The organism is Asanoa ferruginea (assembly GCF_003387075.1).
GTDB classification, from domain to species: domain Bacteria; phylum Actinomycetota; class Actinomycetes; order Mycobacteriales; family Micromonosporaceae; genus Asanoa; species Asanoa ferruginea.
The window spans coordinates 7,022,981-7,037,569 of sequence record NZ_QUMQ01000001.1 but is presented as its reverse complement, the minus strand read 5'-3'; the positions used below and the strand labels follow the sequence as shown (position 1 = coordinate 7,037,569).

10 protein-coding genes are annotated in these 14,589 nt (G+C 70.7%); 3 read left to right on the top strand and 7 right to left on the bottom strand.

The genetic code is table 11. The annotated features are described in order from the left end of the window. The first annotated feature begins 187 nt into the window (after positions 1–187). Both DFJ67_RS32855 and DFJ67_RS32850 read left to right on the top strand, forming a co-directional pair. Entirely contained in the window at positions 188–2,263 is a 2,076-nt protein-coding gene (locus DFJ67_RS32855) for a putative bifunctional diguanylate cyclase/phosphodiesterase (protein ID WP_239097120.1), read from the top strand. Between the two features lie 179 nt (positions 2,264–2,442). Continuing rightward, positions 2,443–3,297: an SGNH/GDSL hydrolase family protein gene (locus tag DFJ67_RS32850; protein ID WP_239097119.1), complete on the top strand. Its 855-nt coding sequence runs from the start codon at positions 2,443–2,445 to the stop codon at positions 3,295–3,297. Between the two features lie 36 nt (positions 3,298–3,333). On the opposite strand, the gene glgB is transcribed toward DFJ67_RS32850, so the two are convergent. The 3 genes from glgB to glgC form a co-directional block, all read right to left on the bottom strand. Beyond that, on the bottom strand, positions 3,334–5,436 hold the full coding sequence (gene glgB / locus DFJ67_RS32845) for a 1,4-alpha-glucan branching protein GlgB (protein WP_116076906.1): 2,103 nt from the start codon (positions 5,434–5,436) through the stop codon (positions 3,334–3,336). 52 nt (positions 5,437–5,488) lie between these two features. Further along, positions 5,489–7,471 carry an alpha-1,4-glucan--maltose-1-phosphate maltosyltransferase gene (locus DFJ67_RS32840; protein WP_116076908.1) on the bottom strand — a complete coding sequence of 661 codons (1,983 nt, stop codon included), beginning with the start codon at positions 7,469–7,471 and terminating at the stop codon, positions 5,489–5,491. A 1,309-nt stretch (positions 7,472–8,780) separates the two neighbouring features. Continuing rightward, on the bottom strand, positions 8,781–10,013 hold the full coding sequence (gene glgC / locus DFJ67_RS32835; RefSeq protein WP_116072202.1) for a glucose-1-phosphate adenylyltransferase: 1,233 nt from the start codon (positions 10,011–10,013) through the stop codon (positions 8,781–8,783). Positions 10,014–10,105: 92 nt separating this feature from the next. Here glgC and glgA point away from each other — a divergent pair, with 92 nt between their 5' ends. After that, entirely contained in the window at positions 10,106–11,299 is a 1,194-nt protein-coding gene (gene glgA / locus DFJ67_RS32830; RefSeq protein ID WP_116072200.1) for a glycogen synthase, read from the top strand. Positions 11,300–11,981: 682 nt separating this feature from the next. On the opposite strand, the gene DFJ67_RS32825 is transcribed toward glgA, so the two are convergent. From DFJ67_RS32825 to DFJ67_RS32810, 4 genes are read right to left on the bottom strand one after another with little or no spacing between them, the layout of a single operon-like run. Next, entirely contained in the window at positions 11,982–13,001 is a 1,020-nt protein-coding gene (locus DFJ67_RS32825; protein WP_203783475.1) for a zinc-dependent alcohol dehydrogenase family protein, read from the bottom strand. Then, complete coding sequence (locus DFJ67_RS32820) at positions 12,998–13,831, bottom strand: class I SAM-dependent methyltransferase (RefSeq protein WP_116072198.1); 834 nt, start codon at positions 13,829–13,831, stop codon at positions 12,998–13,000. The genes DFJ67_RS32825 and DFJ67_RS32820 overlap by 4 nt, the downstream gene beginning before the upstream one ends. A gap of 11 nt (positions 13,832–13,842) precedes the next feature. Further along, on the bottom strand, positions 13,843–14,082 hold the full coding sequence (locus tag DFJ67_RS32815) for a hypothetical protein (RefSeq protein WP_116072196.1): 240 nt from the start codon (positions 14,080–14,082) through the stop codon (positions 13,843–13,845). 44 nt (positions 14,083–14,126) lie between these two features. Continuing rightward, a complete protein-coding gene (locus tag DFJ67_RS32810; RefSeq protein WP_116072194.1) occupies positions 14,127–14,555 on the bottom strand; it encodes a hypothetical protein in 429 nt (142 codons plus the stop codon). Between the last annotated feature and the right edge of the window lie 34 nt (positions 14,556–14,589).

Here is a 14,589-nt window from a genome sequence, read left to right as displayed (position 1 = left end):
GTCCCGCCCGGAGGACAACGGCACCCGGCACGCCCATCCGTGGAGCAACATCGATGGAAGCGCTCCCATCGTGGAGCCGGAGAACGGCCGCGTCAATAGCTTTCGATACTCGGCTGTGATTCGGATTAAACCTGATTCGCCCAATTTAATAGTGACTTATCCGAGAATCGTTCGTACGGTGGACGTGATGTTCAGGGTCGACGCGGCACCGGCTCCCTGGTCCCCCCGGGTCGGTGAGGTCGTTCAGGGGTCAGCCGGCTGGCGTGCCCAGCCGATGCTGGTCGTCTACAGCGCCGTCGTGATGCTGCTGGCCGCGCTGGGCCTAGTCCTGGCGTTCACCAACGGCAACCCCAGCGCCGGCACCGCCCACCCCGAGTGCTGGCTGCTCGCGGGCCTGGCCGTGCTCGCCGACGCCCGCGCGTTCATCGCCACCGGGCGGGGCGGGCGACCGGTGATCGTCTGCCCCTCGCTGTGCTTCTCCTTCGCGATCCTGCTGCACTGGGGGCTGGGCCCGGCGATCGCGGTCCAACTCGCCGCGGCCGCGGTGGTGGCCTGGCGGATGCGCTACCCGCCCTTCCGGGCCGCGCTGATGGCCTCACAGTTCGCGGTCGCGTCGACCGCCGCCTACGGCGTGCTCTCGCTCGGCAGCGGCGAGCTGCTCCAGACGATCAACGCGAGCGACGCCCTGCGGGACGTGGTCTCCGTGGTCGGGGCCGCCGCGGTCTGGCTGATCACCTACCAGCTTCTACGCTCGATCGCCGGCCTGGTTTCCCGGGGCCGCCCGAGCTACCAGGTGCTGCGCCCGGCGCCCACCTACGAGCTGCTCTTCATCGCGGCCCTGCTGCTGCTCGCCCCGGTGCTGGCCGTCACCGCCTGGATGAGCGCGGCCTTCGTACCCCTGGTGTTCGTGCCGCTCTATGCCGTTGAACGGATGGCCCGCCTGGCCGCCGAACGCGACCGGCTGGCCCGCCGGGACCCGCTCACCGACCTGTCCAACCGCACCGGGTTGCGGGCGGCGTTCTCCCGGCTCCGGCCGACCGAGGACGACCCGGCCCATGACCCGCCGCTGGCCATGCTGCTGCTGGACCTCAACCGCTTCAAGTACGTCAACGACGCGCTCGGCCACGAGGTCGGCGACCGGCTGCTGGTGGCGGTCGGGCAGCGCCTGCGCGCCGCGGTGCCCGAGACGGCGACCGCGGCCCGGCTCGGCGGCGACGAGTTCGCGGTGGTGGCGCCGGTCACCACCGAGACCGAGGCCCGCCGGCTGGCCGAGGCCATCACCGACGCGATGGCGACCCCGGTGCTGCTCGACGGCCTCCAGGTCGACATCACCGGCTCGATCGGGATCGCCCTCGCACCGCGCGACGGCGAGGACTTCCCCACCGTGATGCGGCACGCCGACGTCGCCATGTATCTCGCGAAGCAGCGCGGCTGGCCGGTGCAGGTCTACCGGGCCGAAGACGACCACAACAACCCCGAGCGGCTGGCCCTGCTGAGCGACTTCCGGCGCGCGCTGGAGAGCGGCGGCCCGGGCGAGGTGACGCTGCACTACCAGCCGCAGGTCGACATCGCGACCGACCGGGTCGTCGGGTTCGAGGCGCTGCTGCGGTGGGAGCACCCGACCCTCGGATCGATCCCGCCGTCGGAGTTGCTGCGGATCGCCGAGCACACGCCGGTCATGCGGATGATCACGCAGCGGGTGATAGACGACGTGGTCGCGCAGCAGGCCACGTGGCTCGCGGCCGGGGTCACGCTGCGGACCTCGCTCAACGTCTCCATCCGGGATCTGCACGGCGACGAGATCGTCAAGCAGCTCACCGCGCGGTTGGCCGAATACGGCGTGCCGGCCTCGCTGATCCAGGTCGAGGTCACCGAGAGCGCGCTGACCGCCGACCTGGCCCAGTTGCGGGCCACGATCCAACGCCTCGCCGCGGCCGGCGTCGCCATCTCGCTCGACGACTTCGGCACGGGCTACTCGTCGTTGCAGCACCTCCGGCGGCTGCCGCTCGGCGAAATCAAGATCGACCGGTCGTTCGTCGCCGGAATCGCACACAACGCCGACGACGCGGTGATCGTGCGGTCCACCGTCGACCTCGCCCGGGCGTTGGGCCTGCGGGTGGTCGCCGAGGGCGTGGAGAACCGCTACACCGCCCGGCTGCTGAGCGAGGCCGGCTGCGACGTGGGCCAGGGCTACCTCTACGCGCCGGCCATGCCCGGCGATGCGGTGCTGGCCTGGCTGGGCCGCCACCCGAGCAACGCCTAGCGCCTGACCTGCGCAAACACAGCGGCGTGGCGCGCACCGCAGGAGCCGCGGGGCGGGAAGGCTGTCGTTGCGGGTGGGGCGAAACCTCGTACGCAGCCATTGTCATCGATCTTACACCGAGTTAACGTGCGTGCACTCGCCGTTACCCGGCGGTAACTCGTGCTCCCTTGGGAGGTCGCGTGAGCCCAACCACATCCCCCCACCGCCGGCTGTTCGCGTTGCTCGCCTCGTCCGCGCTCTGCGTGGGCGCCGGGCTGTTCGCGGTCAGCTCGCCCGCCCAGGCCGACCCCGGGCCGCCGCCCTCGTCGATGGCCAGCATGGGTGACTCGATCACCCGCGGCTTCAACGCCTGCGGCTTCTACTTCGACTGCACGTCGCGGTCGTTCAGCACCGGCACCGATTCCGGCATCAACAGCCACTACCAGCGGATCCGCGCGAAGAACAGCGCGATCAACGGGAAGAACTACAACCAGGCCGCCTCCGGCGCCAAGGCCGACGACATGCCCGGCCAGGCGACCGCGACCGTGTCGCGCAACCCGCAGTACGTGACGATCCTGATCGGTGCCAACGACGCCTGCACCAGTTCCGAGTCGTCGATGACCGCCGTGGGCACCTTCCGCGGCTTCATCGACACGGCGCTCGGCACGCTCAAGAGCGGGCTGCCCAACGCCAAGGTCGCCGTGATCAGCATCCCCGACATCAAGCGGCTCTGGGAGGTCGGCCGCACCAGCGGCACCGCCCGCACTGCCTGGTCGCTGTTCGGCATCTGCAAGTCGATGCTGGCCAGCCCGACCTCGACCTCGGCCGCCGACAACGCCCGGCGCGACCGGGTGCGGCAGCGGGTCGTCGACTTCAACGCGCAGCTCGCGGCCGCCTGTGCGGCCTACGGGCCCAACTGCGACTTCGACGACAACGCCGTGTTCAACTACCCGTTCAGCTTCAACCAGGTCTCCGGGTGGGACTACTTCCACCCCAACGCGGCCGGCCAGGCCGCGCTCGCCCAGGCCAGCTACGCGGCCGGCTTCAACTGGTGATCGGGCTGGGGCCCCGGTGCGGGGCCCCACCCTCAATCACGCGGGCCGCAACCAGAGCGCGCCGAGCGGCGGCACCCGCAGCCGGGCCGAGGCCGGCATGCCGTGCCAGTGCACGTCTTCCGTGTGGACCGCGCCGAGGTTGCCGACACCCGAGCCGCCGTAGTCGGCCGCGTCGGTGTTGAGCACCTCGGTCCAGGCGCCGGCGCGCGGCAGCCCTATCCGGTAGTTCTCGTGCGGGACGGCCGCGAAGTTGACCACGCAGACCAGCGGCGAGCCGTCCGGCGCGAGCCGGATGAACGCCAGCGTGTTGTTGGCCGCGTCGTCGGAGACGATCCAGCGGAAGCCGGCCGGAGTGGTGTCCTGCGACCACAGCTCGGGCGCGCCACGGTAGATCGCGTTGATGTCGCGCACCATCCGCTGGAGGCCGGAGCGCTGCGGGTCCGACGGCAGCGACCAGTTGAGGCCCCGCTCCTCGTTCCACTCCTCGTCGTCACCGAGCTCGCAGCCCATGAACAGCAGCTGCTTGCCCGGATGCGCCCACATGAACGCGAGCAGCGCCCGCACGTTGGCCAGCCGCTGCCACAGGTCGCCGGGCATCTTGGAAAGCAGCGAGCGCTTACCGTGTACGACCTCGTCGTGCGAGATGGGCAGCACGTAGTTCTCGCTCCACGCGTACACCATCGAGAAGGTCACCTGGTTGTGGTGGTATTGCCGGTGGATGGGCTCCTTCGACGCGTAGAGGAGCGTGTCGTGCATCCATCCCATGTTCCATTTGAAGCCGAAGCCGAGGCCCCCGCCCGAGGTGGGCCAGGTGACGCCGGGATAGGCGGTCGACTCCTCCGCGATCATCACGACGCCGGGGTGGTGCTTGTAGACGGTCGCGTTGGTCTCCTGGAGGAAGCCGATCGCGTCGAGGTTCTCCCGGCCGCCATACTGGTTGGGCTCCCACTGCCCGTCCTGGCGCGAATAGTCGAGGTAGAGCATCGACGCGACCGCGTCGACCCGCAGGCCGTCGATGTGGAACTCGGCGCACCAGTAGAGCGCGTTGGCGACCAGGAAGTTGCGCACCTCGCGGCGCCCGTAGTCGAAGATGTACGTACCCCAGTCGGGGTGTTCGCCCCTGCGCCAGTCGCCGTGCTCGTAGAGCGGCGTGCCGTCGAACCGGGCCAGCGCCCACTCGTCGCGCGGGAAGTGCGCCGGCACCCAGTCGAGCAGCACCCCGATCCCCGACTGGTGCAGCCGGTCGACCAGATAGCGGAAGTCGTCGGGGTCGCCGAACCGGGCGGTCGGCGCGTAGTAGCCGGTGACCTGGTAGCCCCACGAGCCGCCGAACGGGTGTTCCATCACCGGCAGGAACTCGACGTGGGTGAAGCCCATCTCGACGACGTAGTCGGTGAGCTGGTCGGCGAGGTCGCGATAGCTGAGGCCGGGCCGCCACGAGCCGAGGTGCACCTCGTAGACGCTCATCGCCTCCTGGTGCGGCTTTGCCGCCACCCGGCGGGTCATCCACTCCGCGTCTTTCCAGTCGTAGGACGATTCGTCGACGACCGACGCCGTGCGCGGCGGGATCTCGGTGCGCCGGGCCAGCGGGTCGGCCTTCTCGCGCCAGACACCGTCGCGGCCCAGGATCCGGAACTTGTAGCGGTTGCCCACCCCGGCGCCGGGCACGAAGATCTCCCAGACGCCACTGCTGCCCATCGACCGCATCGGCCAGCCGTCGTGCGGCCCCCAACCGCTGAAGTCGCCGATCACCCGCACGCCCTGCGCGCTCGGTGCCCACACGGTGAACGAGACGCCACCGTCGCGGGCGTGCGCGCCGAGCGCCTCCCAGAGCCGCTCGTGCCGGCCTTCGTTGATCAGGTGCAGGTCGATCTCGCCGATCGTCGGGCCGTGCCGGTAGGGGTCGTCGTGCTGCCGCCCGTCGGCGTCGATCCGATAGTCGAAGACCTCGCCGGGGACGGTGACCTCGAAGATCCCTTCCGGGTGTACGCGGGTCGCCGGGTGGCTCTCGTCGCCGACCACGACGGAGACCGAGTCGGCGCCACGGCGCAACGTCCGGATGGTGGTGCGCCCGTCGCGCGGATGCGCGCCGAGTGTCGCGTGCGGATCGTGCACCGCACCGGAGATCAACTCGTCCATCATCAGGTCATTCCCTACCTCACCCCGCGCCGCCCGGCGCGGTCCATCGCCCTCACCGACGCGGTCGCACCGAGAGGATGTGCGCCGGCTCGAGGAACGGGTCGAGCCGGACCGCGTTGCGCTGGCCCCAGTCGTAGGTGGCCCCGGTGAGCTGGTCGGTCGCCACGAAGCGTTCGTGCCAGTCCAGACCCAGCGCCGGCATGTCCAGTGTGGTGTTTCCCCACTGCGTCCCGCTCGAATCGAACGAGCAGATGACCAGAACGGTGTTGTCGACCCGCGGGTCACGCTTCGACCAGCACAGCAGCGCCGGGTTGTCGATGTCGTGGAAACGCAGGTTACGCAGCCAGTGGAGGGCCGGATTGTCGCGCCGGACCGCGTTGAGCCGGCCGAGGAAACCCGCCAGCGACCGGCCCGCGGCCTCGGCGCCGGCCCAGTCGCGCGGGCGGAGCTGGAACTTCTCGTTGTCGAGGTATTCCTCCGCGCCCGGCCGGGCCACGTGCTCGAACAGCTCGTAGCCGGCGTAGACCCCCCACGACGGCACCAGCATGCTGGCCAGCACCGCCCGGATCTTGAACATCGGCGGGCCGCCGTGCTGGAGCGTCTCGTGCAGGATGTCGGGCGTGTTGGGCCAGAAGTTGGGCCGCATGTGGTCGGCCGCCGCGACCAGCTGCTCGCAGTATTCCCGCATCTCCCAGGCCGACGTGCGCCAGGTGAAGTAGGTGTAGGACTGGCTGAAGCCGATCTTGCCGAGCCCGTTCATCATCGCCGGCCGGGTGAACGCCTCGGCGAGGAACAGCACGTCGGGATCGACGGCCTTGACCTCCGCGATCAACCAATGCCAGAAGTTGACCGGCTTGGTGTGCGGATTGTCCACCCTGAAGATCTTGACGCCTTGCGCGACCCAGTGCAGGACGACCCGCCGGATCTCCTGGCGGATCCCCTCGGGATCGTTGTCGAAGTTCAACGGGTAGATGTCCTGATATTTCTTCGGCGGGTTCTCCGCGTAGGCGATCGTCCCGTCGGCCCGCGTGGTGAACCACTCCGGGTGCTCCTTGACCCACGGGTGGTCGGGCGCACACTGCAGGGCAAGGTCCATCGCGACCTCGAGCCCGTGCTCGGCGGCCTTGGCGATGAAGGCCCGAAACTCGTCGAGCGTGCCGAGCCGCGGGTGGATGGCGTCGTGCCCACCCTCCTCGGCACCGATCGCCCAGGGCGAGCCGACATCGTCTTCGTCGGCGGCCAGCGCGTTGTTCTTACCCTTGCGGTTGACCCGCCCGATCGGATGGATCGGCGGCACGTAGAGCACGTCGAAGCCCATCTTCGCCACGCCCGGAATCCGCGCCTGCGCGGTCTCGAACGTGCCGTGCCGGCTGTGCCCGTCCTTCACCACCGCGCCCTCGGAGCGCGGGAAGAACTCATACCAGGCGGAGAACAAAGCCTTCTTACGATCGACCCACACGGGGTACGCGTCGCCGCGGCTCACAAGTTCCCGCACCGGGTAACGCCAGAGCAGCTCGGCAAGGCCCAGCGCCGGCGAGACCCTTATGCCGAGCGCCAGATCGTCGGCGCGTAGGGCCTCGGCCGCCTTGGTCACCCGAGCGCGCTGGTCGTCGGGCACGCCATCGGCGGCGCGGTCGAGCAGGGCGGCGCCCTCGACGAGGTCGTTGGCCAGGTCAGTGACGTCCTGCCCGGCGGCGATCTTCTTCTCGACGGCGTCGCGCCAGCTCAGGTAGGGGTCGCTGAACGCCTCCACCACGAAGCTGCCCTCGCCGACCGAGGTGGGGCTGAAGGTGGCATGCCAGCGGTCGGTGCCCGGCGCGCCCGGGTCCATCCGGGTGAACGGCGCCTCGGTGCCATCGGCGTCCCGCCAGACCACGTTGCAGCCGACGGCGTCGTGGCCCTCGCGGAAGACTGTTGCGGAGACCGGGACGATCTCGCCTACGACCGCCTTGGCCGGGTACTTGCCGCCACTGACCACCGGGCGGACCTCGTCGATCGGAATCCGGCCGTCGCCCGGGTTGGGCTCGACCGGCACCTGCCGCCCAGCCTTCGGCGCCGGTCCCTTGGCGGGCTCGACCGCGGCGGCCGACTCGGCCAGAGCCGGAGCCTTGGCGGCCTCGGCCGCCGCCGGGGTCTTCGCGGGCTCGGCCAACGCCGGGTCCTTGGCGGGCTTGGCCGGATCCGGGGCGTTCGCCGGCTCGGCCAAACCCGGGGCTTGCTCGGCGATCGCCGGAGCGGCTCCAGCCGCGAGTGGGTCTGGCGTTTCGGCGGTCGTGGGGCGGTCATCGGCAGCCGCGGCCGCAGGCGCGGCCGACTCGGCCAGAGCCGGAGCCTTGGCGGGCTCGACCGCCGCTGGCGCCTTCGCCGACTCGGCCAAAGCCGGGCCATTGGGGGCGTCCGCCGGAGCGGCGGCCTCCCTCGCGTCTGCTTCCAGCCGCACCGGGTCGGGCTTGGCCACGGGCAGCGTCGGCACCGGGTTGACCGGGGCCGAGGGCGGAGTCTCGGCCGCCGTGGGTTCCGGCTCTGAGCTAGACATCGCGGGCGAAGCCTCGGCCGCCGTAGGTTCCGGCCCTGGACTCGACACTGCAAGCGAAGCCTCCGCCGCCGCGGGTTCCGGCCCTGGACTCGACGCCGCAGGCGAAGCCTCGGCCGCCGTGGGTTCCGGCTCGGGATTCGCGGGGCTCGGCGCCGCGGGCGTGGATGCGTCCGCGGTCCGCGGTGGCGTTTCGGTCGCTGCCGGGTCCTGCTCCGGGCGCGCGGATGCCGGCTTAGCCACCGACGGCATCGGCACCGGATTGACGGGGGCGTTCCCTAGGGCGGCGGCCTCCGTCGGGTCCGGACCCGGCCGCGCCGGGTCGGGCTTGGCCTCGGACGGCGTCGGCACCGGCTTGACCGGCGCCGGGGACGTAGTCTCGGCCGCGGTGGGGTCCGCTTCGGGCATCGCAGCCGCCGGCTCGGCCTTGACGGCTACCGCCGGTTCCGCCTTCGCAGCCGCCGGCTCGGCCTTCACGGCTACCGCCGGTTCCGGCTTCGCAGCCGCCGCCGGTTCCGGCTTCACGGCCGCCGCCGGTTCCGGCATTGCGCCCGCCGCCGGCTGGGGCTTCGCGGCGGCTGGCGTGGCGGTTGTGGCGGTCTTGCCGGGAGGGGGTTTGGGGACGGCTCGGACGCCCGGCGGGCCGGGCTTGGCCGGGGTCCTTCCGGGGCTCGCGGCCGGGGGCGGGGACGCCTCGCCAGGGGCGTTCGTGGGCGGCACGGGATCGACCTCAGCCATGATCTCCACCGTAGTCGGGTCTCCGGCCGCCGTCGCGTCGAGGACGAGGATTGTTCGCGGTTGTCGGGTTCGGTCAGGCGTCGACCCGCTGGCCCTTGCCGATCACCACGATGCCGTTGTCGGAGACCGTGAAACGGCGGCGGTCGCGCTCCAGGTCAACCCCGATCTCCGCCCCCTCGGGGACCACCACGTTCTTGTCCAGGATCGCGTTGCGAACGACCGCGTGGCGGCCGATGTCGACGCCCTCCATCAGGACCGAGCCGGACACGTGTGACCACGAGTGGACCTTGACGTTGGGGGATACCACCGAGTTTTCCACCAGCGACCCGGAGATCACCGCGCCGGGCGAGACCATCGAGCCGACCGCCCGGCCGACCCGCTCCTGCCAGCCGTGCACGAACTTGGCCGGCGGCCACGGGTTGTAGTCGGTGTAGATCGGCCACTCGAAGTTGTAGAGGTTGAACACCGGGTGGATGGCGATCAGGTCCATGTGCGCCTCGTAGAACGAGTCGAGCGTCCCGACGTCGCGCCAGTAACCCCGGTCGCGGTCGGTGCTGCCGGGCACGACGTTGTCGGCGAAGTCGTACACGTTGGCGCTCTGCTTCTCGACCATCATCGGGATGATGTTGCCGCCCATGTCGTGCTTGCTCGACGGGTTCTGCGCGTCGCGGGTGACCGCGTCGATCAGCGCGTCGGCCCGGAACACGTAGTTGCCCATCGAGGCGAAGATCTGGTCGGGCGCGTCCGGCAGGCCGCGGGCGTCGGTGGGCTTCTCGCGGAACGCCTGGATCCGGCGGCCGTCGCCGGCGACCTCGATGACGCCGAACTGGTCGGCCATCGCGATCGGCTGCCGGATGCCGGCGACGGTCACGTCGGCGCCCGACTCGATGTGTTGGGCGACCATCTGGGCCGGGTCCATCCGGTAGATGTGGTCGGCGCCGAACACGATCACGTACTCGGGCTTCTCGTCGTGGATCAGGTTGAGGCTCTGGTAGATCGCGTCGGCCGAGCCCGCGAACCAGCGGGGACCGAGCCGCTGCTGTGCCGGCACCGGAGCGACGTAGTTGCCCAGCAGGTTGGACATCCGCCAGGTCTTGGTGATGTGCCGGTCGAGCGAATGCGACTTGTATTGGGTCAGCACGACCATCTTCAGATAGCCGGCGTTCGCCAGGTTGGAGAGGACGAAGTCGATCATCCGATAGATGCCGCCGAACGGGACGCCCGGTTTGGCCCGGTCTGCGGTCAGTGGCATCAGGCGTTTGCCCTCGCCGCCAGCGAGAACCATCGCGAGGACTTTGGGTGCCATGAGCAGACGCTAGCCACCGTCGGCTTCCGGCACCAGCGGAGGGGCGCCCCGTCCCAACGCAGTTTCCGGTCCGGGCACCTAAGGTTTCCGGTGTGGACAGGATTCGAGTCGACCTCCTCACCCGGGAATACCCGCCCGAGGTCTATGGCGGCGCTGGCGTACACCTGGAATATCTGGCTCGTGACCTGCGGCGACTCGCCGACGTAAGGGTGCACGCGTTCGGGGCTCCGCGGTCCGAGCCGGGGGTCACCGCCTATCCCGATCCGCCCGGGCTCAAGGACGCCAACCCGGCGCTGCGTACGCTCGGCGTCGACCTGGAGATGGCGGCCGGCACCGCGGGCACCGACGTGCTGCACAGCCACACCTGGTATGCCAACCTGGCCGGCCACGTCGCCAAGCTGCTGCACGGCGTGCCGCACGTGGTGACCACGCACAGCCTCGAGCCGTTGCGCCCCTGGAAGGCCGAGCAACTCGGCGGCGGCTACCGGCTCTCGTCGTGGGCCGAGCGCACCGCGATCGAGGCCGCCGACGCGGTCATCGCGGTCTCCGAGGGGATGCGCCGCGACGTGCTCACCGCCTACCACGCAGTCAACCCTGATCGGGTACGCGTAGTGCACAACGGCATCGACACGCTGCAATACCAGCCCGATCCGTCAACCGGTGTCTGGGCGAGGATCGGCGCCGACCCGGGCCGCCCGACCGCGATCTTCGTCGGCCGGATCACCCGGCAGAAGGGCCTGCCCTACCTCCTGCGCGCGGCCCGCGACCTGCCGGCCGACGCGCAACTCGTGCTGCTCGCCGGCGCGCCCGACACCCCGGAGATCGCCGCCGAGGTGCGCGACCTGGTCGACGAGCTGCGCCAGCGGCACGACCGGATCTTCTGGGTGCCCGAGATGCTGCCCAAGCCAGACGTGATCCAGCTGCTGACGCACAGCACGGTGTTCGTCTGCCCGTCGATCTACGAGCCGATGGGCATCGTCAACCTGGAGGCGATGGCCTGCGAGACCGCCGTGGTGGCGACCGCGACCGGCGGCATCCCCGAGGTCGTCGACGACGGCGCGACCGGCGTGCTGGTGCCGATCGACCAGGCCACCGACGGCACCGGCACGCCCCTCGACCCGGACCGCTTCGTCGCCGACCTGGCGTCCGCCATCAACGCCCTGCTCGGCGACCCGGAGCGGGCAAAACAAATGGGCATGGCCGGCCGCGAACGGGCGGTGACCCACTTCTCCTGGGCCTCGATCGCTGAGCGGACGATGGCCGTCTACGAGTCGGTGTTGCACTAGGAGTCGTCGAGGACGGCCGGCCGCCGCGCCGGGCCTTATTTTCCGCGCCATTGATTTTGCATAATCGAAAGCCCCGGGCAGGGCAGAGATTCCGCTTGTGATAGGCGACAATTGATGTATGCGGCAGCTCCAATTCTTCACCACCAAAGAGCTCGCCGTCATGCGCGACCGCACCGCAGCCCGCAATTACTCACCCGCAAGCGAGGAGTTCCGCCGCGAGCACCAACGCCATCGCGCCTGGGGCTTGACGCGGCGCCACGCCGAACGTCTACGTCGCATACCTGACGCTGACAGCGACTCCCGCACACCGACCGAGACAAACCGCCCCGGCCCACAGGCGGAAGGATCGCCCCAGTCGCCCGCCACGGCATCGACCAGCCCGACGGAAAACACGTCGTCACGGATGGCGGAACATACTCCGAAGGTTCAAGCAAAGACCACACCCGACCAACCCATTCCACCGGCAATAAGATTGCCGCCGGCGGTTGCCGCTGCATCAACTAGTCCGATCACATATGCGCCGTCGCGGGTGGTGAGAGCTACACCGAAGTGCCAATCGAGATGCGTAACACCAACTGGGAACCACGGACCAGGACGCCCGCCGCGAGTCCCGCCGGCGACGAGAGGACCACCGGCCACGTTGCGCCCATCGCCATTTGGAGCAACCTCGCGGGCACCACACCTAGGGCACCAGCACCGCCACGCCGTCGACGCGGTCGCTGGCCAGGTCGGCCAGCGCGCGGTCGGCCTCGGCCAGTGGATAGTCCTGCCGGTGCACGATCGGCGGGTGGCGCAGCGCCTCGGCCAGGAACGCCCGGCCGTCGGCGCGGGTGTTGGCGGTGACGCTGCGCAGCGTTCGCTCCTCGAAGAGGTGCTGGTCGTAGTTCAGGACCGGGATGTCCGACAGGTGGATGCCGGCGACCGCCAGCGTCCCGCCCCGGTCGAGGTTGGCCAGCGCGACCGGCACCAGCGTGCCGACCGGTGCGAACAGGATCGCCGCGGCCAGTTTCTCCGGCGGGCGGTCGTGGTCGCCACCCGCCGTAGTGGCGCCCAACTCCAGCGCCAGCCGCTGCGCCGCCATCGACCGCGTCATCACGTGCACCGTGGCGCCCTGCGCGATGGCGACCTGGGCGATCAGGTGGGCCGACCCGCCGAAGCCGTAGATGCCCAGCGCGCCGCCCGGCGGCAGTTCGGCGCGCAGCAGCGCCCGGTAGCCGATGATGCCGGCGCACAGCAGCGGCGCCAGTTCCCGCGGGTCGCGGTCGGCCGGCAGCGGGTAGACGTAGTCCTGCGGCGCGGCCGCGTATTCGGCGTAGCCGCCGTCGGCGTCCCAGCCGGTGTAGCGCGACGCCGGGCAGAGGTTCTCCGTGCCGCGCCGGCAGTAGACGCAGGTGGTGTCGGTGTGCCGCAGCCAGGGCACGCCGACCCGGTCGCCGAGCGAGTAGACGGTGGCGCCGGAGCCGCGCGCGACGACCCGGCCGACGATCTCGTGCCCGGGCACCACCGGGCTGCGGTGCGGCGGCAGGTCGCCCTCGGCGACGTGCAGGTCGGTGCGGCAGACCGCGCACGCCTCGACCTTGAGCAGCACCTCGTCGGGCTCGGGGACCGGCACCGGCAGCTCGACCCGGCGCAGCGGGTGGGTGTCGAGCGGGCCCGGGTCGACCACCTGCCAGGCGGTCATCGTCTGCGGTAGGTCGGTCACCCACCCATCTTTACCGCTTGGAGCGTGTAGGTGAGCGGAACGCGCGCGCGACCCTCGGTCAGCCGCCACTCGAGGTCGTCGCCGCGGACCATCCGGCCCGGCAGACCCTCCCACGGCGCGCTGTCGTGCTCGACCAGCATGGTCAACCGCAGCCCGTGGTCGAACAGGGCGGTCACGATCTCGCCGAGCCCGTGGTTCCAGCTGTGCGTCTCGTTCTCGGTGAACACGGCGTCGGTCTCGACGTAGGTGCCGCCCTCGACGTAGACCAGCGGATCGGCGGTCTCGAAGTAGGGATAGCGGATCACCAGGTCAGCGCCGTCGGCCCGCGCGTCGTCGATCGACCAGAGCACCGGGTGCCCCTCGCGGATGAACAGCCGGCCGCCGGGCTTGAGCAGCCGAGCCACCACCTGCGCCCACCGCTGCACCGACGGCAGCCAGCAGAGCGCGCCGATCCCGGTGAAGACCAGATCGAAAGACTCATTCGGGAGTACGTCGGCAGCGGCGTAGACGTCGGACTCGACGAACTCCGTCGGGTCGCCGAGCCGCTCGGCGAGCTTGCGCGCCTCGGCGATCGACGCGGTCGAGAAGTCGAGGCCGGTCATCCGGGCGCCCAGCCGCGACAGCGAGATGGTGTCGGTGCCGATGTGGCACTGGAGGTGGACGCCGCGCAGGCCGCGCACGTCACCGAGGCGGGGCAGGTCGAAGCGGACGTCGCGGCTGAGGAACGCCGGGTCGGCGCCGAACTCGGCGAGCGAGTAGTCGGGCGACGCGGCGTGCGCGGGCGCCCGCTCGTCCCAGTTGGCCTGGTTGACGGTGCGGTAGTCGGTCACGCGCCGGGAAGCTACCAGATGAAGCCGAGGTAGAGCTCGGTGCCGGCGGCCCCGCTGCAGCGGTAGGCGTCGGCCTCGCTGGTGCGGACCGCCGCGCTGCCGGCGGCGACGCAGTCGGCGTTGCTGGCGTAGCTGCCCTGGCGTTGCCAGGTGTAGATGCCGGCCTGCGAGGGCGCGGCGGCGATCCCGGTGATGGCGGCGGCGACCGCCCCGACGACGGCCAGCCGGACAGCGTTGGTGCGCAGCGACATGGTGGAGCCCTCCCCCGTGGAAGCTTCAAAGTCCGGAATGGACGCTAGCCAGGCGGTTGCTGACCAGTCAAGTCCTTCGATGCGTCGACACGCTGGCGGCGCAGCTCGTACCCGATGATCGCGATGGTGTAGAAAACCGCGTCAGCGGCCAGCTTGCCGGCGACGACGCCGCTGGTCGCGGTGCCCAGGGCGCGGGTCGCGAGATACATCGCGCCCGGGCGGACCAGCAGGGTGTCGAGCACCTCGGCCGGGCCGAACTCGACGACCATGTCGCGGACCACCCGGCCGGGGCGGTTCCCGGCGCGCAGGTCGCGCACGAAGATCATCGTGTAGAAGCCGATGGTCTCGCCGATCGTGCCGGCGACGGCGGCGGCCTCGGGTGAGTCGACGGCGGCCGCGGCGAGCAGTGCGCCGGTGATGCCGGCGGCCTCGGCCGGGGCATAGCGGGCCAGCCACTCACGTATCCGACCCACCGCTGGTCAACGATGGGTCGGGCGGGGCGTGGTG

Excerpts from the sequence above, each read along its gene's own strand:
- glgB (WP_116076906.1), bottom strand. The coding sequence starts at position 5,436 with ATGGACGAGTTGATCTCCGGTGCGGTGCACGATCCGCACGCGACACTC.
- DFJ67_RS32855 (WP_239097120.1), top strand. The coding sequence starts at position 188 with ATGTTCAGGGTCGACGCGGCACCGGCTCCCTGGTCCCCCCGGGTCGGT.
- DFJ67_RS32815 (WP_116072196.1), bottom strand. The coding sequence starts at position 14,082 with ATGTCGCTGCGCACCAACGCTGTCCGGCTGGCCGTCGTCGGGGCGGTC.
- glgC (WP_116072202.1), bottom strand. The coding sequence starts at position 10,013 with ATGGCACCCAAAGTCCTCGCGATGGTTCTCGCTGGCGGCGAGGGCAAA.